Origin of the sequence: Bradyrhizobium sp. 132 (assembly GCF_023074185.1) — a bacterium.
Lineage (GTDB): Bacteria > Pseudomonadota > Alphaproteobacteria > Rhizobiales > Xanthobacteraceae > Bradyrhizobium.
This window is the reverse complement of the sequence record NZ_JADPKY010000178.1, coordinates 1-20,927: the sequence shown is the minus strand read 5'-3', so window position 1 is coordinate 20,927 and position 20,927 is coordinate 1. Positions and strand designations below refer to the sequence as shown.

Genomic DNA, 20,927 nt, shown 5'->3' with positions numbered 1-20,927 from the left:
GAGCTGACGCATGAACAAAGAGTTGCGGGAGTTTCGACGGCTTGAACGGGTTTGCCTGGAGCAGGCAGCCCTCTCCACCATGGACCTCGCGCGAAGCGGGTTGCTCAAGGTCGCAGACGATTGTCGCGTCGCAGCCGAAGCGATCGAGGCGCAATCGCCACGAAAACCTTTCGCAAGCGCCGTTCAAGCGCTGAAGCAGGCGTTGAGCGTGACGCGCGTCCCCCACCGGCACTGAGGCCGGCGCTCGGGGCGGAGACGTCTTTGGCGTGGCGGCCGCGTTCGGTCAGCCCTTCGCCCCCGTCTGTTCACGTGCCAGCCGTTCGGCCCTCAGCCGTTCCTTGTTGGCATAAAACGCCTTCTGCGCCTCTTCATGATCGCGCATGGCCTTTTCGGCCTCGATCCGGCGTGTGGCATCGCGCGCTTGGCGCTGTTCAGGGGTCAAGGGTTTGCGTCGGTAGGAAAGGTCTTCAGTCATGCCGCGATAACGCGCAAGCGGGAAAGAAGTTCCGCAAATCGAACCCGCGCGCGCCTCAGCCATTCCGGAAAAGCAACTCTTCAAGGGCTTATCGAACGACCCCACCCGCCGAAGGCCGCTCCGATAAAGCTCGAAAACAACCCCATGCACAGTAGCCAACCCTTTGAAATGCAATGCTTTCCAATGCCTCGTTTTTGGTCTCGTTTTTGACCCTCGGCGCCGAACCGTTTGACGCGTCGGGCAAAACAGTGGCATTCTGCCATCTTCGGAAATCCTGAAGATGGCCAGATCATCTCCCGTCGGGGAAGATCTCGATGTCCGCAATCACCGGCAAATGGTCTGAATAGGCCCTTGCCTCTTCGTCGGTCCAAACTTTCCCGATCCGGCTGTCGGACGTTGCATAAATCCGGTCAAGCCGCAGAAGAGGTAAATGCGACGGGAAAGTTCGCAGCCGCGTACGGTTTGGGCAGACCTGCGCGAGCACGCGCCGCACCGATTTGACCCAAAACCAGTCGTTGAAATCCCCGAGGACGACGGTCCTTTCAGGTTTCACAAGGCTCACCAGCGCCTGAGCTTGCGCATGGCGCTCGTGGATACTCAAGCCGAGATGCGTGGCCACCACGCGTACATCGCCAACCGGCGTCAGCAGCCCCGTCGCAATCGCTCTGCGCGGCTCCCGCTCACGATAGGACACGTCGACGATCTCCGGCGGGCCGGAGAATGGAAACCGGCTCAGGAGCGTCTGGCCGTATTCGCCATCCGCCGTGACGATCGACTTGGCGTGAACACGGTGATCGCCGACAACACTCGCCAGCTTCGCAAACGGATCGTCTGATCGCGATCGCGAATCCACCTCCTGAAGCGCGACGACATCGGGAGCCCATTTGCGAACGATGGAACAGATCCCCTCCAGATCGAACTTCGGATTGAGATTGAACGTGCCATGCACATTCCACGTCATGAAGCGCATCAGCGCCTCCCGGCGAGCCACGTCGCGACGAATTGCGCGCCTGCGCAGATCGCGACCCAGCTTAAGAACGCCAGTGCAAGTAGCAATATGTTGGTCCAGGACGCATTCCTGGCCAGATCTGCGATCTGAGCGCCCAGAACCGCCATGGCGAGAATGCCGGGCGTCATGCCGAGCAGGGTTCCGACCAGGAAGTCACGCAGAGGCAACGTGCTCGCACCAGCCACGACGTTCACCACCGAGAACGGCGCGATGGGAATCATCCGGATGATAACAACGGCCAGGATGCCCTTGCCGACAACGCGTTCCTGGATGCGCGCGGCACGTCGTCCGAGCAAACGCTGGAGGCGTTCGCGGCCGAGTGCCCGTCCGATCGCAAAAACGACAAAGGCGCTGAGCAAGACGCCCGTCATGGCGGTGACGAAGCCTAGCCATGGTCCGAGTGCGGCAGCAGTTGCCGCAATGAGCACGAGAACCGGAAACACGACCAAGCCGCCCACCACGAAAACCGCGATCGCGAATGGCGGCCCCCAGATGGACTGCGCGTAGGCAGACAGGAACGTCGAAATACGCCCCGCATCGGCAAAATCGCTCAAGGACGTGTACGACCAGGCCGTCGCCAGTCCAAAAAGCGCCACGGCAATCGACACGATCCCGATGATCGTCTTCGTGCTCCACATGCGAGATGCCGCTCGCTCCAGATGAAGAGGCCGCTCAGGGTCCGCCACCGGCTGAACCATCGTGGCCAGAGTACTGGTCAGGACCGAGGATTCCACATCCCGCAGCGTCTTCGCCCCATCGGCTCTCGAGACATCGTCCAGGAGCGCGAAAAGACGATCTTCGTTTTGCGCTACGGCCTGTTCGTCGAGACCGCAAAAATGGGCGATCAGGCGCCGGCGGACCGAAGCGATGAACTCCCGGTGCTGGTCGGAGGCCGATTCGAAGATCAGGTCACATTCGCTGTCGGCGCCCATCGAGCGATTGTTCAGGTTCGCCGAGCCGATTCTCAAGATCCGATCGTCCACGACCATCAGCTTGCTGTGCACCATCACGGCTGCTTCCGTATCCCCGCTGCTTGAGACGGGGTAGACGAAGCGGATGCGATCTGCGACGCCAGCCTCGCTGAAACAGTCGATGAAGGCACCACGGCCATTCTGCATGGCCTGGGATTCCAGCCACGAGGAATGCAGCTTGGGAGCGACGACCAGAATCCGAAGCGAAGGCACGCGCAACATCTGCTCCGCCAATTCACGCGCGATCTTGATGGCGCTGGTAAACTGGTTTTCGATATAGACGAAGCTCGTCGCCGACCGGATCGCTGCGATCAACGAGCGTTCGACCTCATTGATGCCTAGACCTGCAGGACCGATGACCTCGGTCCTGGCGATACCCACCGGCAAGTGCTCGGCCTCCACCGGCACATTCGCCGGCCACCGAATGCCCTTCGGCGCGTGCCGATCATCAGGCTGTTGACCTGCCGCTCGCCAGCGTTGCCCTGCGAGGTCGAACAGCCACGCAGCCGCATCCCCGTCGACCATGCATTGAACATCATGAAATGGCAGGTATGGCTTGCCGTGGGGATCACAGCGCGATGCGTGCTTGGCGCGATGGTCACTCGTGTCCCAGCGCCTGATCGTCAGATCGAGCCCGCCGACGAACGCCAGTGAACCATCGACGCAGACGATCTTCTGGTGTTGGGCCGAGCCAAACGGAAGCGTGGAATCCAGATGAAATCGGACGCGGCCATCTGTTGCGGTGGTGAATTTCGCCGCGGAGTTCCACTCCCTTTCCGCAGCGTAAAACGAGACGAAATCCCAGACGAGAACGTTGATCCGCAAGGCGGGACGGCGTTGAACCAGCGCGCGCAGGAATGGGCCGAGCTGTTCAGGCAAGCCATCATCCGCTCGCCCGGAATCTCCGACCAGCCTGGTCTCACTATGGATATCCCATCCGATGATGTAGACGAGATCTCGCGCCTCCAGCAGCGCGTCCCGCAGGGCCGCGAAATAAGCGGCAGCATCGTTCAGAATCGCCACGCGACGCGCCTTGCACCGCCGCCAGACGGTGTCGCCGGGGATCAGGGTGGATGAACTCTGAAGCAGGTGGACCTCGCAATTCGCATTCGCGTCTAAACGCTCTGAACGCTCAAGGGGTTCCACGACTTCAGACCAGAGGCGCCTTCAGACCCGAGGCGACCGTTCAGCGCGTGCGGATCCCGGTGCCACAGTCGCCCATTGCCGCTATTTGGTTCGGACAGTCTTTGCGCCGGCGTCCCTCAAGATGTCTGCAATCTTCTCAGGGGCGTCGCCGTGAAAATCCACGGAGACTTCGATCAGACCTCCCAATTGTTGGTGCCCCTCCGGCGCGGGCGCCGCCTTGACGTCAGCACCGGCAGGATGTGTCCCTGCCGTGTTCGCGCCGCCGGCGGACTGGACGAAGACGTCGCTTCGCTGCACGCCGCATTCCTGCACGACATGCTCAACCGCAAGCTCAGCGCCGCGGCGCGAGTCGAATTCTCCAATGATCGTACTTTCCAAGCGCGTGCTCCGTGGCTGGACGAGAGTGCGAACAACAGGCCAGCAAGGACCAGGTTCCTGTGGCGAGAGCTGCACCTCACCTCGGGATCAGAACCGGACGATCCCGAACAGGACAAGCAGCGCGACAGTGATCACGCCGGAGATCAGCAGCGAGCCGAGACACCCCAGTCGGTTGGAGAAAATGAAGAACATGCGTTGCCCAGTGTGAAACTCCTGCCGGGCTAATTTCTCAAATTCGATCGCGTTCCGGATGCTCGTCGCTGCACTTTATTAGCAAGGCAGCATAAACGACAGACGGCAGCTGATGAGCCGGAATGACATCGCCATGCTCTCGCCCCCGCCGAAGCCGCGCCCCTCCCCTGGTGCGTTCAGCTCCCTTTGGGAGTGGTCCTCGACGGCGACTCGCCAAGGCCGGGATTGATGGCGAGCGAGGCTCCGGCAGCGCCGCCGGCTTCATAGGCCGTCATCGACACCATCCGGCTGCTGCTGCGCTGGGTCCGGATCTTCAGGTCGAGCTTATCGAATTCTGCATCGACCACCGAGGTCTTGAGAACGACCAGCCCGCGGCCGGTGCTTTCATTGACCTGATCGCGACTGGCCTTGATCGCCAGCAGCCGGTCCGCGATTGACGCCACCATCCCGAGCGCGAAGGAGGCATTGGCCAGATGCCGCTCCTGGTGTCGGAACCTGCTGTAGTCGACCGAGGTCTTGAAGCGGCCAAGTTCAGCGCGCACGGCGCCGTCGATCAATTCGGCCAGATAGTGCACGACCTCGACATCCGCGCCGAGACCGAAGAACACATAGCGGCTCTCGCCGGCCGCGTTCTTCTCGCGCCAGACCCGACAATCGCAGAAATGCGCGATCGCGCCGATGCAGTCGTCCAGCGGAATTCGCTTCTTGCGATGGGTCTCGTAGACCCTCCGTTCGCACGGCGACGCACGCAGTTCGACATCGGAGAGCGACAGATCGTGGCGATCCAACAGTTCGGCGACCTTGGCGGCCGCAGACAGCGCCTCGTCCTCGGTGCAACCATTGGCGATCGTCTTGGCGCGCAACGCCTGAATACGGAGCTTCAGCTTGTCGAGCGCGGCCGGATTGAACGTCTGATTCACCGATCACCTGCCCGGGAAAGCCCAACCGACAGACCTCGGCCGGATAGTACTGGCGGAAGGGGTGGGTCTGCCTACCTACACGCCGAAGACATTGATCCGATTACGAAAATAACGGTCACCTAACGATGCACCGTAGCACTGATCCGTAGCAACGATTGCTGGCTTGATCAAGGTGCGGCGAAGAGCACGCGGGAGGCTACGCCAAGTCGATCAGGCTCAGAGTGCTCGTGAAGCGACAGGTGAGGACTTTTGTTCTTCAGTATCTGTCTAATCTCCGAAGTGCCGTATGTGATGACCTGCAGGAAGTTGCTCATCGACTTGCCCGACTGCTCCGCTCGCTGCTGAGCCTCCTCTATGTGGGTGGATCGTCGTGGCGTGTACTGGATCGCGAGATCGACATCTCCGAGATCAGCGTTCCCCCGACAAACGTTAATCGAAATGCCCCAGCAAAGGTTAGTCGCTTCTCCGTTGCTGGTTCATGGGCAGGCCCCGGACGCCTTGTCGGATGTACACAAGGCGTCCGGGGAATGTTTCGGTGGAGCGGCGGACGCGCCCTCCTCCCGGCGCATTGTCATCGCTTGTGATTTTAGCCCGCTCACCAAATTGTCTAACGATCGCGGTTTATATGGCTGTGGAAATCGTCACGCGATAACCTCGCCGCTCTCGACCGCACGATCGAAAATCGCAATGTCGGCGGGTCGGCCCCTATGCTGTCCTTCTTGCGCGACAAGAACGCACTTGATGATCTTGTGCGGCTTCTGCAACACGCCGAGTTCGCTCCCAGCTTGAAGCAGGACTGGCCGGCCCAGATCATCACAGCGTCGAACACGCAAGTCGCATCGTTCACGCCGGGCTAAGCTAGGGCGTGTACTCGTAAACGTCGGCTTCCGGTTATAAAGCGGAAGCTGCCGGTTGGGTCGATCATCGGCAGCTTATGACCGCGAACGGACATTTGATCTGCGGCGAGTTTGATTAGCTAAGCCGGGGCCAACCGCGAAATGTGGGCGGTTAATCTGAGCGCGCCGCGCGGTCAAGCCGACCTCGGCGGCGCAACTCGCCGTCGACGCGAGCGCTGATGGCTCTATTTTGGAGCGCCGGTCTGGCTACCCGAGCCCGTCGTCTGCTCACTTCCCGGTCGGCCCGGAGGATGCGCAGAAGCGCCCGGCTTGTCTTGATCGGCCACGTAACCGGATTCTCCGGAGTTGCGCGTCTTGACCCCTTTGTCTGCCTCACGCTGCATCTGCTCATTGGGCTCGCTAGTCTTGAGCCCTTTGTCTACATCACCGTGCATCTCCTCCTTAGTTTGCTCACTAGGTGCGGCCTTTTGCTGTTGCGCCGCTGCTTGGAAGGCAATCGCGCTTCCGGCAACGACAATCATCGCGAGAGTTGCTGTTCGCATGCCTCTCCTCCAGTGCATTGCCCCGGTCAGCTAAACGCGCGAGTTTCCCAACGTTTCCTGGTTCCGATTGCCATTTTCAAAGGTACGTCCTTGCAATCAGATGGGATGGGCTCAATGCCGCCTATTGGCCCGTTGCCGCCGTTCGCTGACAGGGCCGTTATGTCTGCCGTCAGGAGATAAGCCGACCTAGGCTCAAGTCGGTTCGGAAGTCGGCTTGTGACCCTGAGCGGACAAATTAGCACTGCGCGTCCGTTCAGATATACTTGAGAAGGTTGAATGCGGCGGCTACGCTTCGGCCGGTATGGCTTATGGAGGCTATCGCAATGAAAATCACAGCCTTAAGGCGCTGCGCTTCAGCGGTGACGCTAGTTGCTTTGATGGGTTCGGCAACTGCCTTTGCGCAACAAAGCGATAGGCCGAACGTTGTTTTCATTCTCGCCGATAACGTCGGCTACGGCGATCTTGGGTCATATGGCGGTGGCGAGTTGCGCGGGGCTCCGACGCCGCGGCTTGATACACTGGCTCAGGAGGGATTGCGTCTCACGCAATTCCTAGTGGAACCAGCCTGTACCCCCTCCCGTGCGGCGCTCATGACCGGGCAATATTCCATCCGCAACGGTCTGTCGCTGATCGCCATTGAGGGCAGTCCTTATACGCTTCCCGCCAACGCCTTCACCATGGGCGAGTTGTTCAAAAGTGTTGGCTACGCCACCGCGATTTTCGGCAAATGGCACCTTGGAAGTGCGCCTCAGAGTTTGCCGACCGCGCACGGCTTTGATGAGTTCTACGGTATTCCGCCCGATATCAGCTGGGATGCAGCAACATATCCAGCGACAATCGCCCTCACGCACTCCAGCAATGAGCCGTACGAAGCGTTACTGAGAACGGGGCCGCAGATTGTTGAGGCGAAGGCAGGCGGCCCGTTGCAGACGGTGAAGCCATTTACGGAGGACGTGCGCGCCAACATCGACGATGAGTTGGTGGATAAATCAATCGATTTCATGCGGCGTCAGAAGGCCGCTGGGAAGCCCTTTCTCCTGTACTTGCCGTTCTCGATGGGGCACTTCCCGAACCTGCCTTCGCAACCGTTCAAGGGCAAGTCGCGGATCGGCAATTACGGCGACAAGATAATGGAAGGGGACTACCACGTCGGCCAGATCCTCGACACGCTGAAGGAACTTGGCGTCGACGACAATACCATCGTTGTCTTCGCCTCTGATAACGGCCCGCAAGGGCAAACTGCACGCGAACATGGCAACCAGGGGACGCCGGACATGGGAAATTCCGGTCCGTTTCGCGGAGAGTTAGGCGAAGCGACGGAAGGAGCGATACGGACGGCAGCAATCATCCGTTGGCCCGGCAAGGTCAAGCCGAGCACAACCACATACGCCATGTTCTCGATCATGGATTTCCTGCCGACCTTCGCCCACATTGTCGGTGGCACCATGCCAACAGACCGAGCGATTGACGGCGTCGATCAAACCGACGTCTTGTTCGGCAGCACAGCCCTAGGGCGTCGCGAAAGCATGTTGAGCTTTATCGGCGGAGACCTCGTCGCCTCGCGTTGGAAGCAGTGGCGCATTTACTTCACTGACGTACATCCGACCGGCATTGGACCGCAGCGGCAGCCCGGTATGTTCTCCGCCAGCGCTCCGATGGCCGGCTACCCGAAGATTTACAACATTGAAATGGACCCACACGAGGATCTCATTGTAGCGGCAATGTTTGGCTGGGTATCGGGTCCAGCGCTCAAAACTGTCGATGAGTACATGGCAACGATCAAGAGATATCCAAATCCGCCCCCGCCGAACATCACGCAATTTCGCAGTGGTGGCTAACTGATATCCCACGTTGCTGCGCCGTAGCGAAATGTCCGCGTCTGGCCCTTTACGGACTCTCGACGTTGAGCCCGATATGTCTGGAAAGCGCGCTAGAGCGGACGAGTGGCGGAAACGTCATCCGCAATCTGCGTTGAGCCACTTGGAGAAATCGCGTCGCTCACCACCGCCGCTAACCAATCGTCAATTCGAACGCAATGCCATCGATCCAAGATAGCTAGGGAAGCGCCTCGTATTGAGCGATCACCGCCTTTGACCCAAACGCCCGCAGTGCTTCCAGAGGCGCCGCCAGGACGAAAGCCTCGATCGCTTCGATGCCTTTGCGGGTGATATACCGGCGCCGCAATTTCTTCTCCCAGATCGAATGAGTGTTGTCGTCCAGCACACCCAGATGACGCAGAATTTGAGATACTTGGCCCGGCGAAAAGGGAATTTCGATCCCGTAGATTTTTTGGACAATTGGCTTCAGATGCTTGGCCACTTCCATCGGAAGATTTTTGTCCTCATCCTCTAAAGGGCGGTGGATAACCTGATTGAGGTCGACGTTGCCCAGAACGACATAGGCCGGCGCGCCGTCCTCCTCAACGAACCGGCCCCGGTCAATGAACGACAGTCCCCTAGCGGTTTCCTTCGACAAATAGAGGTGCGACGAGCCTTCCTTCATGTCGACAATGCCGACGTTTTGAATGCCGATCTTCTCGACGACCTTCAGGTTCTCCATCATCGCCTTGATGCGGTTTCGCTCACGGTCAGCTAGCATCGTGGAAAGCTCGGTGTACCCAATCGGTCGGATTTGACCTCCGTAGCGATAATAAATTGTGCCCTCGCGGATCGACTCAGTGATGATCGGCTTGCCGTCCTTATCGGCTGATTTCTTGGACCTGTTGATCTTGGCGATGATCGGCCTATGGGGCGAGGCATTGGTGCCGATTGCCAGAAGGATCTTTCCTTTTATTTCGTAGGTACGCGTGGAAAAAACGATCTCGGGAGCAAAATCTTCCCGTAGGCGATCAGCCCACCGGGCTTCGTCGATCACCTCCTTGATGCCAACGATTTCTCGTGGCCGATCTCGAACGCCAAATATGATGATACCGCCGTCGGCGTTAGCAAAAGCCGCAAGCGCCTTCGTGTAGTCAGACTTGTCTTTCTGGGCGAAGTCGACCTTGAATTCGCGGTGCTTACTCTCGCGCCCGGACACGGAAAGCGTGTCAACGTCAAACGTTAGAACATCCGCCAAACTTTCCGGCAGCTTGAGCAAGCAAATTCCCCCGCGCCGAGATACTCGACGCGCTCAAAAGTTGCAAGCATGTTTCACTACACTATACTTGTCCACAAGCGTGGCCAATTGGTGAGAGCCATTTGGTTAGTGAAACGGCCACCCCTAGAAATAAAAGACTTTTTAGCCTTGACTGGCGGAAGGGGTGTCCGCCTAATATGATTGATATTGCTAATGTTTTTGTCGTCTTGCAATTTGACCCATGATGCTACCCACGATCTGGAGCTTACCGTAGAAAAAGCCCGCGCCGTTGCTGACGCGGGCTCCGGCAGGTGGCTTGGCGGTTAGCTGACGGTGCATTATACAAGTCGGGTGGGAATCGGTTAGAGATACCTGTCGGCGACTACCGCACGTAGAAATGCGCTTTATTGGGGAACGGGTCGGCACATTGTGTCGGCCCGTTTCTCGTGGAGCGGCTGACGTCAGAACGCCTCGGCACCGACCACCACCCGATTCCCCGTCCTCGACGCCGGCCGCTTCTTCTTCACCGGCTTAACGCCCTCCTCCAGGTCGACGGCGCCAAGGTAGTTGGCCGTCCAAGCTGGCGCGGTCTGGTTCGTGGTGGAGGTCCAACCGAGGCTCGGTTCTGAGTCCTCGTGGGGCTCCGCGCCGTCGTGGTCGTCCTCCATATCCCGGCCAGCGGGCGGTCGTTAAATGAGCCGTGCCTTCCTATCGTTCAGGAGGAGGCATTCATGTGGATCGATCTTCTCGTCCGTGCGAGGTAAGAGGAGTACGTGCGAGCTTTGCGGCGCCATCGATGACCGCATTGCCATGTGCAAAGATCTGATCTCAGATGCTCATCCGACCGATGAGATCACGGTTGAAAGACTTGTCTGCAGAATTTCTGCTCTTCGAGCAGAGAGAGCAGCTCTACATCTCAAGGAGGCTCCCGGTCTCATCCGCGGCGCCGTCGAGATTGAGCACAAGGCGAGGAAGTGATGCCGCCACGCCCACCGCATCTTCCCACGGTTTGGGAGCGTCTAGGCCTCGAAGCTATTCGCAGCGGCGAGCCGGTACCCGGCGGGTTGAATAGGTTCAAGGTTTTCTAGGAATGAAACACGTCACCGAACGCCCTTTTGCCGATCCGGAAGTCGCCGCGCGTCAGCTCGTTCAGCTGGCTTCGGGCATCGAGGCGGTACAGGACGGCAGAATCCATATCGAGAAGATCAACTACCCCTTCCTCTACACGCTTAAGGCAAGCGGGGCAGAGTTCGGCGCCGGCATCAAGTGCGCTGTCGAGAAGGGCTGGCTAGAGTTACATGAGAGCGGCACCTATGTGCGGCTCCTGACAACCGTAGGAACCTAGCATCCCTGCCGGGCTTGCCGTCGCGCTAGCTCTCTCCTTCGAGCTGGCGGAGCGGCCCCGGCCTTGACCCCCTAGGCAATCCAGTCGGGGTCGTCTCTAAGCCGCGCGGCCTTGCCTTACTCGGCGGGTCTTCGTTGGGAACATAAAGCTGCGTCCAGAGTCTGCCCACGTAGTGGCGAGACGTGCCTATGACATCAAGACAAAATTTCGTCCGATGTCCCAAGTGCGACCGACCGACACGGGTTATAGAGCGCATTTGGAACTCAAAGCCACCCGGCTTCCTCCGGATCTTCGAATGCGAATGCGGCGAGTTGGTCTGGGAAGAACAGCCACATGAGGACGTGGAGGCAGGGCCTTGAACAAGGCGCCCGCCCTACGCACCCTGACGGCCGGCCGCTAAAGATCACGTTCGGCGAGATGCGCGAGATGGGCCTACGCGGCGTCCTGGTCTATTGCCACTGCGGCCATCACGTTGCTCTCAAGGCCGACCGATGGCCTGACAGTATGAGGCTATCGGACCTTGAGCCGCGCTTCGTCTGCCAGGGCTGCGGTAGTCGCGGCGCTGATGTCCGGCCTGACTTTGCCCCTCCCAAGATGGGCGCCAACGCATGAAGGCCCGCCAGCGTGAACCGGCCGCCTGATGCGAGTGGGCCACACGCACGGCAACCAATAGCTCGCGTCGCTGCGCTGAGCTTCAGGAACGTATCGCGTCAATAGCGTGGGCAATCAGGATTGCAACGCTGAGCGCGATTACGATTACTAGCAGCCAAGTGATCACGTTCGTCTCCATCATGGAGTTGAACGCGCTCAATCGCGCACAGTCAAAAACAACCCGCCAAGAAGCTTAATTCGGCATGGCCTGAGGATTCATGGCAACTCTTGCGTCCGCAGTCGGCCCTATCGGCGAAAGGCCAGTAGGAGAAGAACACCAACAACGCACGCCGCGAGTAACAGTAGCAAAGTACCCACGGCCCCCCCGAATCATTAGGGATTTGCATGGAAACTTACATCATGCGGGAGCGAGCCCAACTTCCCCAGGTATCGTCGGGGCCGAAAAGGCAATTGTTCAGATCGTGACACCCGCCCGGTCCGCATCCGGAAACACGAAGCTGTACCCGCGGGCGCTTCTGCTCACCCTCCCGGCCGTCCGGAAAGTGAGCAGACCACCGGTTCGGGTAGTCAGACCGGCGCTCCGAAATAGAGCGGTTTGGAGGCAGCGCCCACTGAAGGCCGCCTTACCTTCCGCCCCTTACGACACGAAACCGCGGCGACGCTATTTTGTCAGGCGGGACCGGAACCGCGGTGAACTTTGCCTCGCTCCGCTGTGCGCGTTTGCAGTTGGGGCAGACGAAAAGGTGAGCGATTGTCTCTTCCGTGTTGTCGCGGACCAACTCCGAGCGAAACCATGTCATCGTGATGCGGCAATTCGGACACACCGGGAGATCTAGCTGCCCGCGCGCTTTCGTTAGCCCGTCCATGCCACGTCCAAGGGAAAGGGTAGCAAAGATTCTCCGAGCGTGAAGTACCAAAGGATACAGAACACCTGCCAATTAACGACGCGGCGAATTAACAAATGCGATAGCTGGAACATAGGAGGCCGGGAAAAGTAGGCAAACTGGGGAGGCACAGCGATTTCATTTCGAAGATTTGAAACCCGGAAAGAGGGCCGCTGTCTCACCACACCGGCCCTTCGCGCTTTGGCACCTTGCTGCTGTTGCCACGTTTGCCCAGCGCCCCTCCGAGGGCGTGTCCGGCCCCAGCTCGCAATCCCGTCATTGCCCCAGAGCTGGGGCTGCCGGAGGTGGCTAAAGCCATCAATCTGGCCGCCGTACTTTGTACCAGTGAGTTCGGCGTCCTGTGCCTTTGGAGTGGGTATTGTGTCCAAAGAAAAAAATTGCCTGATTGTTCGTGCTGCGGGAAGACAACTGCACCTGTTACGGAGCGAAGCCTCCCGCATCGCTAAGGGCAGTAACGTCGATTGGTGGGTCGATCAGGCGCAGGTCGGCACTCGCTTCTGCTTCGAGGATGCAAAGGCAAAAGAGTCGTTCGCTCTCACTTGCGACAACTTCGGTGTATCTTGCCAAGACGGCTAGAGCGCAGTCGATTGCTGTGAGCTTGGGAATCAGACGAGCAGGCCCGCCAGTGTGAACCGGCGACCCACCCTTAAATTTCCCAGGTGGACCGGCGAGGAACGAAAGCCACCAGATCGGCTCGAGAGTGTCGCTGGCTCGCGCCCAACGGAGCCGGCGGAGCGGCCCCGGCCCACCATTCCAGCCCCACCGAAGCCGGGGTCGTCTCTAAGTGTCCCCCGGCAGAATGTCGGCCCCCCGTGCCTGGAGGTCCGCACCCAATCCGAGGCACGGGAGCCGAGCGTCAGTGCCGCCACCGACGAGGCCTATGAAGCACGAGCCTTCTAAACGGGCCAGTACCGAGATCGTCGCAAACAGGGAAAAACCGCAGTGCGGTCCAGCCCCACTGCGGTTTCCTCCAGTCCAATAGCTTTGGTGCTTAAATCTCATTCAAGTGTTCATCCAGTAGAACACGGCGTTCCGAAAATGGGAGTCCGTAATAGTACTGGCGCCCCTGTGGCAAATAGCCCGCCCCATTGCTGGCCGGGCCAATTCCCCACGGTGGGAAGTTTCAGGCCGCCTACTCCGCCGCCTGCAGCACCACCGCAGACCGTCTGGCGGCTACCTCCGCACGCTCGTCATGAACCAGCTCGTTGGCGTGACCGAGGGCCTCGTTCACAAGCTTTGCATATTTTTCCCCAGTTGCCGCATTTTACGCGCGCAACCTATTGATCTCGCGCAGTGGTTGAGGTTCAGTGCGCCCTGTTGTTTTTGGCCGGGGGGCTTTTTCAAATGCGTAATTTAGGAATCGTGGCGCTTGGCGCCGCGTTGGCTGGCTGTGCGTCAGCATCGTCAGATATCGCGCCGTCGTACGTTTCGCCGGTCGTGTACCAATCCTACAACTGCCAGCAGCTGGGGCTTGAGGCTCAGGGTATTTCGCAGCGAGCGGCCGCCCTTTCCGGCGCCCAAGACAGCCAGCGGACGAAAGACGGCTTGGTCACGGCGGCTGCTATCGTCGTGTTCTGGCCAGCCGCATTTTTTGTCGGCGGTGACAAACAGACTGCCGCGGAGCTCGCCAACATGAAAGGCCAAATGGTCGCGATCGAGCAGGCGAGCATTCAGAAGAAATGCAACATCCAATTCCAAGGGAAGCCGCCGGCGTGAGCGGGGGCGCCGATCGCGCGAAGGCCGCGGGCGCCGGAAGGCGTGTCCTGCGGCCCCGGGGCCTACGCCCAAAGGCGGTCCGCATCCGTCTTGGTGTCGAGCCACGTCACGCCGTCCTCGTCACCTACCGGGCTGTTCAGGCTGTAATCGCCGTATACCCGAGGTCGATGCCGCTGATCAGCCAAGAATTCGTCTACACGCGCTCTCGCGTCACTCAACCTGAGGCGCCCCTCCGCTATCGCAACAAACATCCGAGACATGACGTCTCCGCGCTCGTACTTAGAAAGATGGGCGGTAGCTTGCCGTACCGCTTCGTAGGCATCTTCACCCTCGTTTCGGGTCAATGACGCCGCAGCAAACCGACGCCTGGCCCTCTGAGTAGCGCTCCGCTTTGCGAATGCATTCTTATCGGAGAGGTTACGCAGCCGAGTACCCAGGTTGGGATTCGCCCTCATGAAATTCCTCATCGCTTGCTGCATTTGCGACGTTAGACCCGAACTCAGCGTTCCGCACTCATGAAGCACTGAGATGGAAGATCTCACCTGTTCTGCGCTGGGCATAAGCAGTTGACGACGGGTCTTCATACAATCCTTGCAGCGTCTGACGAGGTAACCCAGATGCTGCTGATAAAATGTATTGTCCATCGTCCGGATATGGCCGTTCTTGCATCTCTGCTGTTCGGCGATTGTCGGCCGACCGCTGTATCGCGAGCCTCCACGTTACGGTTGCTCGGACTTGCGCCGCGGCTTGTTCATTGGCCCTGGCAAGCCGCCTCGCCTCGTCAGCCCACTCGGGGTGCAGCTCGCAAATGCTTCTTGAAACGCTGAGGGGTGACGAATGCAGGGCCGCATCGCTTGTCACCAGACGTGATCCTTCGAAGCGTCTCCCCTGCGTTGAGCCGCCGCATGAACTCGCCGGCAAGCTCGGGTGTCATTCCGGGAGGGACGTTCATCCACTTCCGTCTGGCCGCGCTACGCTCCTCATGCGAACGATATGCTTGGACACAGGACATGCTCGCCTCCGCAAAGCGCTGAATTGCGCCGTGGAAGGGCGCGCCTGAATCGCGGCTGCGCAAGGGCAAACACATGTCAATCCCCCGACATCGCGCCTTGTGTTCTCGTTACGGTGGCAGTTGTTACCTACGAAGGCAGGAGGGTTAGGTGAGGAATTCAGGGCGTGCGGGGCTTCAAGACAACTTAGCTCTTCACTTCCATCGCGTCCGCATTACGGATTGAAGTGCAAGCACCGTCCTCGGATTCTCCGACAGCGCAAACTTAATGCCTTTGCGCTTTTCACATCATATTCGAGCACTATGTCAAAAACACGAAACAATCACTACGTCCCTCAATGGTACCAAGAGGGCTTTTTTGAGGAGAAGCGAAACGTTCTCGCTTATCTTGATTTGACGCCAGACCAAAAGGAGCTCGCAGGCGGCCGAATAATTACCTTCAATGCGTTCGACCACCGGCCGACTTCGCTCGCGTTCATGCAGCGAGATCTTTACTCGACGTTCTTTGGAGCGTCAGTGAACGACGAGATCGAACGCAAGATGTTTGGCGACATTGATCGTGCCGGCTCTCAGGCAATTAGAGCTTTCCAGGGCGCTGACGTCAGTGAGTGGCATCGCCACTTCCAAACTCTCTTCGAATACGTAGACATCCAGAAGATTCGCACTCCTAAGGGGCTCGATTGGCTGCGACGACACTACCCGCAGCCTTCTCAGAACGAACTCATGCTTGAGATGCAGGCGATCCGCGCGCTTCATTGCACAATCTGGACCGAAGGCGTTCGAGAGATTGTATCAGCCGAAGAAAGCGATGTGAAATTCATCATCAGCGACCACCCTGTGACGGTATATAACCTTGCCTGTCCGCCAGGCGCACCGCTCTGCACCTATCCCGACGACCCTAGCATTGCCTTGAAGGCTTCCCAGACCATTTTTCCCCTTTCGAGAAACTATTGCTTGATACTGACCAATCTCGAATACGCAGAGAACGCTTCGACTGACCCGCTTGAAAAGCGGACGTTCGCTAAGAACTTCAGGAATTCGATGGTGCGCACAGACGCGTTCATTCGCGCGCGCAAACTCCAACGCTTCGAAGTGCTGAGAGTGAATCGCGCTATCAAAGCCAGAGCGAAACGTTACATCGCGGCTGGTCGAAGAGAGTGGCTGTTCCCCGAAAGCCAAACCGCAGAGCCGTGGGAGGCGATCGCACAAACATTGCTGCCGCCCGAAGACGGGCTTTGGCATTTCGGCGGAGAGATGTTTGCAAAATTTACCGATGGCCGCGTCTATTACCAAGACCAATTCGGCCGGACCGAAAAGCAACGTGACTTTCTGTTCAAGGACAAATCAGCTCCGGCAAGCTCAAAGCATTCTTGCGGCTGCGGCTCTGGGAAGGCCTTCGGCGCCTGCTGCGAAAAGAAACCCTCATTTTTGCGCCCCAGCTGGACAGAACTCAGCATCCGAGAACGAAACATCCGGCTCTACATCGGCATCACGAAGATTCTCGATTTGGAAAATGCTAAGGACTGGTCTGAGGTACGCCGCGGCATCACCGACGACAAGATCCGAGAAGTCTATTTTTTGTATCAAGCGCTCTGGCCTTTAGAAACGGATTTAATCAGCCTTCTACCAAAGCCAGACGGCGAACCACGGTCGGTCTTCACGGGCCTCATTCATCCGAGCACCGTCACTCCGATGGCTTTGACCGGAGCATTGTACTTCGGAACTGTATTGATACAGCACCCATTCCAACACGCGGGGACGGTGAAGCCTAAGTTCAGCCCGGTTGAAAATCCAAGCGCCTACCGCCAGGAATTTCTGAAGGACATCTTAATCTTCCTCTCTCTGTTTCCATTGATCGATCTCGGTCGTATCAACCTCTTCCCAGATCCTTGTATCTTCGATGCTCACTTGCGGCGTCAGATGATGGATATGGCCGAAATGCGAAATGCGCGGAACCCGCTGCACGATCGTAGCGAGGAGGAGCGGCTCCGAAAGCTGGCGGAGGAAGACACGCAACGGATGATCATGTCATTTCCCGATGAGGTTATGCGCCAGCAACTGCTGCGCTTTAAGCCTGACATGAAGAGGCCGCTCCTTGAAAAGGTCATCGACCACATCCAGCGCTTAAAAGAGAGTGACCCGCTGGCGATCTTACAAGCCGCCGATGCTGCGGGCCAGGAGCAAGCGACAGGCCTGCTCAATCTAGTGAAAATGACTCCGAATTTTGAGATTGCGATTTATGTTGCTCAGCTTACTGGGTCGAGCATTTTAACAGACAGCGCGTATCGATGGCGAGAGATCCGAGGCGCTGTTGCAGGCAAGGGAGCGCGCCTTTCCAAGCTTTCGTCCAGTTTTAACAGCACTACGTTCAAAATGCCGCCAATGGTAGTCGATGCCGTGAATTCAATGGATGAAGGGGCAACGCGAGCCTATCCGGCTTTGATGGCCGATATCTTCAAATATCTACTCAAGGTCAACAACGGCGGTGTGCCGAAGCCGAACGTCGAGGATCGCCTAGCCGCGCGGTTTTCGAGACTGCACTCGACCGCCCAATCTGCGCTTGGGAAGCAAATGGAATGGCCGATAACTTCCCAGATTACCAGCATGTTTCCCTCGTGCGGCGTACAACATAACCACGTCAATCGTCTTCTGCTGATGTCCAGTTCCGAGCACCATCTCTCCAATGTTCCGATGGCCTTCCTGATTTCCCGACAAGATTGACGAATCCAGCCTGACGGTCTCGATCACCTTCCCAGGCAACGCGGCTCACCGCGGCCACAATGCACGTCGGCAATTCAGGCTTCTGCCGCGCCAACACTAGCAACCCTATGCCGCGCGATCTCAGCACCGGAGGCGTCGATCACGATTACAACCGTGCCTGCATCACAGTCATATTCGGGATCGCTGGCGATGTCCCGAGCAACACTGGCGCCGTATCGGAGAGCTAATTCAGCAGAGCGAAATAGCTCTCCCACATCGTCCGCCTGTGTCTCTCCGTTGTGGAAAATCGGGAAGTAGTAACGTCGCATAGCCGCTCGTCCTTTAGCGGTGATCATGGCCGCATCTGGGAATGGCCCGAACCTGTCGAAAACGACAGGGTCCTGCGAAGCGGATCACCGGGCGCCCTCTTCACAGCCCCCTTGCGTGTGGCGCCGTTGACCCGCAGCAACGACGCTTGGTACCTCCCGCTCGACGCTGGTGGTAAAAGCACCCGACCTGCACCGCTCGGCCCTCCGCTGGTACCCAACCTACCAGAGCCGACTTAATCCGTTTTGAAAACAACGCCGATGCGAGTATCACTGGACCAAACGAGACGACAATCTCTGATGATACGGTCTCTTTACAACATCATCTTGAATGTGGGACGCATGTGCAGCTTCGTCGGTAACTCGATCCCGGCCCCGTCCTCCGAGATGTTGAACACGCGGCAACGTTGGCTGCCGCCATCTCCAAAAATGTATGCGACTAAGTCGACGTCCGAACGATCGATCTTCCGGCGATCCGGCATGATTATCCTTGAGCTGACGCGGCTGTCTCGTGTCCTTCACTGGCCGAGGCAATTTCAAGCAACCTAAACTGCTTCGCGATCCGTGTCGCCAAATGCGACCGCTCTTTGGCTGGTTCTCTCTCATGGTCGGATACGTCGTGTCTGTCTCGCTCAAGGACCTCGACCAGGATCGTCTGGTTCTGAACATAGGTCGCCTTGTCAGCGATCTCTCGCGTCAAAACAGCCAATTCGTCATCATTATCTGAGGTCACCGCAATCTCTTTGGTCCGACTGATCACGTCGCAGAAAGGCGCTATTTTGCATGCTTAATACTTACAGATCGTTACGCGAGCACCTTGGACTGCCCTACCTTCGGTTGGCATTACACGTGCACCAACACCCTCCTCATATTGGCGTCTTTGACCGCAGCCGTAAGCGCGTGGGCAGCTCGACCTAGCCCAGCAAGCTGGTTTGCAAGCGCAAGTCCGGCGACGTTCACGGATCCTCCTGAACTCATCATTTACGATCGTGAAGTACGATGATAGTTCGCAGCGCTTTTGCTGGCATGAAATCGATGTCTAACAATCGACGAGAGATTCGTCCGTGGTCGCCTGAAGAAGAAGCGCAACTTCTTGCGCTACTCGATCAGGGCATAACTGCAACCGAGCTCGGCGAGCGGTTGGGTCGCAGTCGCCAGGCCGTCTACGGTCGGTTACAACGTTTCCGCAAGCAGCGAGGCCGAGTGAGCCGCACCAGCGGACGCACCTTCGCGCAATGGGTTGGTTAGCCGGGGGCCTCCCCCGGCACAACAGCCGCCGGCTTTGCATCGTTCACCGCGGCAACAACCTTCCTCAGCAGTGCGGCGCCGTGCTGCGCGCGCGCCAGCTGGACGATTCGCAACCGTCGAGGCGACGTACCCTTAAAGGGTGTGGATTTGCGCTGCCTCTAAGGGAATGGACGGAATAGCGGAGAATTGCCTAAACTGACGCGATGCACCGCGAAATCAAAGAGATGCTGATCGGTTCAGGCATCATAATCCTACTCGGCATCGGCATCATCGCATGGCCGCCCCTCGGCCTATTCGTTTATCGCTATTTTTTCTCGTACCTGAGACTGGCGCTGCAGTGGCTCATCTCTTGAACCAGGTCGGCACCCACCCTGACACTTTCGGACTCCCCTCGACGCAGCGCCCAAGGTTAGCAATCAATGTCCGGTAATCCATTGAGTATGAAAACGTAGCCGAAAGGCTTAAGCTCGTGCGCAAAGCCGTTGCCGGGACGCAAACGGCGTTTTGTAAGCGGATTGGGATTGAAATCCCCCGTTGGAACAATTTCGAACGTGGCTTTCCGTTGTCAAAAAGCATCGGCATTCTGCTAGTGCAAAAGATTCCTGGCCTTACACTGGATTGGTTGTTCTTGGGAAAAGCGGATGGATTGCCACTCCAACTTCGCAATGAGTTAGAGTCCGCCAAGCCGCAGCGAACAGCCTGATCATACCCGTCACTCCTGTCGGTGAAGGCGCGTTTAAGTTTCGTCACGCGTAGTGGGTGAGTGCGCGGCTTGCGAACTGCGCGCTATGTTAGTCGTTGCTTCACGATAGACATTGACGGCGGCAAGATGCCGATCCCGCACTCAGACGTTCGGAAAACGAGCGTGCAGCGGCCGCGGCACCCGCCTGATCTAGATTGTAACTCAGGCCAATTTGCCCTGCTCAATCAGCCTCAGCGCCATCTCGGTTCTTTCTACAAAGACGCGTCGTGTTACGAGGCCATCCTGCGCTGTGACTGATTAGGCGAGTGTTTTGCTCGTTGAGCCGGGCCACCGTTGGATAGTTTCGATCTCGTCGCCCGGTAGTGAGCCGAGAGCAATATCAGGAAAAGCGCGCTGGTCGCTTTGTATTGGCGGCGGCGCGGCTGGTCTCCCGCCCGGACATCACGGTCGCCTCTTCGCAGGTGCACACGCGCCAAGCCCATCCTCGGCCCCGCCGCTGTAAGGCAAAATCAAATATTTCGAATTGGTCAGGCATTGCGCTGCACAACAATTCCGGGCAGTCGAGAATAGTCGAAAGCGCGGATCCAATCCACAAGTCGCGGACATGCCCCTCAATGCCGCCGGTTGGAATTTTCCTCGCCTTGCCGAGTTACGAATTAATTTCGGTCGGAGCAAAACTGTTTGAAGGTTAAAGGACCCTGACCTGCCTCCGAAGTTTCATCCAGTGGCGATTAGAGCCTCAGCGGATGTTACGCCGTTTGGCGCGGGGTGAGCAACGTGCGATCGGCGGAGCTGGTC

General features: G+C 58.3%; 17 protein-coding genes. 8 read left to right on the top strand and 9 right to left on the bottom strand.

Translation table 11 applies throughout. The annotated features are described in order from the left end of the window. Positions 1-10: 10 nt before the first annotated feature. On the top strand, positions 11-235 hold the full coding sequence (locus IVA74_RS39315) for a hypothetical protein (RefSeq protein WP_247353331.1): 225 nt from the start codon (positions 11-13) through the stop codon (positions 233-235). Between the two features lie 48 nt (positions 236-283). On the opposite strand, the gene IVA74_RS39310 is transcribed toward IVA74_RS39315, so the two are convergent. The 3 genes from IVA74_RS39310 to IVA74_RS39300 form a co-directional block, all read right to left on the bottom strand. Further along, positions 284-475 (bottom strand): hypothetical protein, encoded by a 192-nt coding sequence (locus IVA74_RS39310; RefSeq protein WP_247353488.1) that lies wholly within the window; start codon positions 473-475, stop codon positions 284-286. A 289-nt stretch (positions 476-764) separates the two neighbouring features. Then, entirely contained in the window at positions 765-1,445 is a 681-nt protein-coding gene (locus IVA74_RS39305; RefSeq protein WP_247353329.1) for an endonuclease/exonuclease/phosphatase family protein, read from the bottom strand. Beyond that, a complete protein-coding gene (locus IVA74_RS39300; RefSeq protein ID WP_247353327.1) occupies positions 1,445-3,478 on the bottom strand; it encodes a VTT domain-containing protein in 2,034 nt (677 codons plus the stop codon). The genes IVA74_RS39305 and IVA74_RS39300 overlap by 1 nt, the downstream gene beginning before the upstream one ends. A gap of 273 nt (positions 3,479-3,751) precedes the next feature. On the opposite strand from IVA74_RS39300, the gene IVA74_RS39295 reads away from it, so the two are divergent. Continuing rightward, positions 3,752-4,204 (top strand): hypothetical protein, encoded by a 453-nt coding sequence (locus IVA74_RS39295; RefSeq protein WP_247353326.1) that lies wholly within the window; start codon positions 3,752-3,754, stop codon positions 4,202-4,204. A 143-nt stretch (positions 4,205-4,347) separates the two neighbouring features. On the opposite strand, the gene IVA74_RS39290 is transcribed toward IVA74_RS39295, so the two are convergent. Further along, a complete protein-coding gene (locus IVA74_RS39290) occupies positions 4,348-5,091 on the bottom strand; it encodes a DUF2786 domain-containing protein (protein ID WP_247353324.1) in 744 nt (247 codons plus the stop codon). A gap of 1,081 nt (positions 5,092-6,172) precedes the next feature. Continuing rightward, positions 6,173-6,490 (bottom strand): hypothetical protein, encoded by a 318-nt coding sequence (locus IVA74_RS39285; RefSeq protein ID WP_247353323.1) that lies wholly within the window; start codon positions 6,488-6,490, stop codon positions 6,173-6,175. Between the two features lie 323 nt (positions 6,491-6,813). Here IVA74_RS39285 and IVA74_RS39280 point away from each other — a divergent pair, with 323 nt between their 5' ends. Further along, complete coding sequence (locus IVA74_RS39280) at positions 6,814-8,328, top strand: arylsulfatase (protein WP_247353321.1); 1,515 nt, start codon at positions 6,814-6,816, stop codon at positions 8,326-8,328. Positions 8,329-8,545: 217 nt separating this feature from the next. Here IVA74_RS39280 and IVA74_RS39275 read toward each other — a convergent pair whose 3' ends face one another. Together IVA74_RS39275 and IVA74_RS39270 are read right to left on the bottom strand one after the other, a co-directional pair. Next, on the bottom strand, positions 8,546-9,586 hold the full coding sequence (locus tag IVA74_RS39275; RefSeq protein WP_247353319.1) for an ATP-binding protein: 1,041 nt from the start codon (positions 9,584-9,586) through the stop codon (positions 8,546-8,548). Positions 9,587-10,026: 440 nt separating this feature from the next. Continuing rightward, the gene (locus tag IVA74_RS39270; protein ID WP_247353318.1) at positions 10,027-10,233 is read right to left on the bottom strand and encodes a hypothetical protein; all 207 of its coding nucleotides are present in this window, start codon (positions 10,231-10,233) and stop codon (positions 10,027-10,029) included. A gap of 422 nt (positions 10,234-10,655) precedes the next feature. On the opposite strand from IVA74_RS39270, the gene IVA74_RS39265 reads away from it, so the two are divergent. From IVA74_RS39265 to IVA74_RS39245, 5 genes are all read left to right on the top strand, one after another. After that, entirely contained in the window at positions 10,656-10,910 is a 255-nt protein-coding gene (locus tag IVA74_RS39265) for a hypothetical protein (protein WP_247353316.1), read from the top strand. Between the two features lie 333 nt (positions 10,911-11,243). After that, positions 11,244-11,522: a hypothetical protein gene (locus tag IVA74_RS39260; RefSeq protein WP_247353314.1), complete on the top strand. Its 279-nt coding sequence runs from the start codon at positions 11,244-11,246 to the stop codon at positions 11,520-11,522. 1,265 nt (positions 11,523-12,787) lie between these two features. Continuing rightward, positions 12,788-13,003: a hypothetical protein gene (locus IVA74_RS39255; protein ID WP_247353312.1), complete on the top strand. Its 216-nt coding sequence runs from the start codon at positions 12,788-12,790 to the stop codon at positions 13,001-13,003. A 717-nt stretch (positions 13,004-13,720) separates the two neighbouring features. Next, a complete protein-coding gene (locus IVA74_RS39250) occupies positions 13,721-14,143 on the top strand; it encodes a hypothetical protein (RefSeq protein ID WP_247353310.1) in 423 nt (140 codons plus the stop codon). 1,525 nt (positions 14,144-15,668) lie between these two features. Continuing rightward, positions 15,669-17,873 carry a DUF4238 domain-containing protein gene (locus tag IVA74_RS39245; protein ID WP_346731003.1) on the top strand — a complete coding sequence of 735 codons (2,205 nt, stop codon included), beginning with the start codon at positions 15,669-15,671 and terminating at the stop codon, positions 17,871-17,873. 74 nt (positions 17,874-17,947) lie between these two features. Here the strand turns inward: IVA74_RS39245 and IVA74_RS39240 are convergent, their stop codons facing one another. Then, positions 17,948-18,208, bottom strand: coding sequence for a hypothetical protein (locus IVA74_RS39240; protein WP_247353307.1), 261 nt, complete (start codon positions 18,206-18,208; stop codon positions 17,948-17,950). 284 nt (positions 18,209-18,492) lie between these two features. Then, positions 18,493-18,660, bottom strand: a complete 168-nt coding sequence (locus IVA74_RS39235) for a PilZ domain-containing protein (RefSeq protein ID WP_247353306.1) — start codon at positions 18,658-18,660, stop codon at positions 18,493-18,495. Positions 18,661-20,927: the final 2,267 nt, after the last annotated feature.

What these genes read in the sequence shown, in the direction of transcription:
- IVA74_RS39265 (WP_247353316.1), top strand. Translation starts at nt 10,656, where the DNA reads ATGAAACACGTCACCGAACGCCCTTTTGCCGATCCGGAAGTCGCCGCG.
- IVA74_RS39235 (WP_247353306.1), bottom strand. Translation starts at nt 18,660, where the DNA reads ATGCCGGATCGCCGGAAGATCGATCGTTCGGACGTCGACTTAGTCGCA.
- IVA74_RS39285 (WP_247353323.1), bottom strand. Translation starts at nt 6,490, where the DNA reads ATGCGAACAGCAACTCTCGCGATGATTGTCGTTGCCGGAAGCGCGATT.
- IVA74_RS39305 (WP_247353329.1), bottom strand. Translation starts at nt 1,445, where the DNA reads ATGCGCTTCATGACGTGGAATGTGCATGGCACGTTCAATCTCAATCCG.
- IVA74_RS39280 (WP_247353321.1), top strand. Translation starts at nt 6,814, where the DNA reads ATGAAAATCACAGCCTTAAGGCGCTGCGCTTCAGCGGTGACGCTAGTT.
- IVA74_RS39315 (WP_247353331.1), top strand. Translation starts at nt 11, where the DNA reads ATGAACAAAGAGTTGCGGGAGTTTCGACGGCTTGAACGGGTTTGCCTG.
- IVA74_RS39240 (WP_247353307.1), bottom strand. Translation starts at nt 18,208, where the DNA reads ATGATCACCGCTAAAGGACGAGCGGCTATGCGACGTTACTACTTCCCG.
- IVA74_RS39310 (WP_247353488.1), bottom strand. Translation starts at nt 475, where the DNA reads ATGACTGAAGACCTTTCCTACCGACGCAAACCCTTGACCCCTGAACAG.
- IVA74_RS39270 (WP_247353318.1), bottom strand. Translation starts at nt 10,233, where the DNA reads ATGGAGGACGACCACGACGGCGCGGAGCCCCACGAGGACTCAGAACCG.
- IVA74_RS39260 (WP_247353314.1), top strand. Translation starts at nt 11,244, where the DNA reads ATGAGGACGTGGAGGCAGGGCCTTGAACAAGGCGCCCGCCCTACGCAC.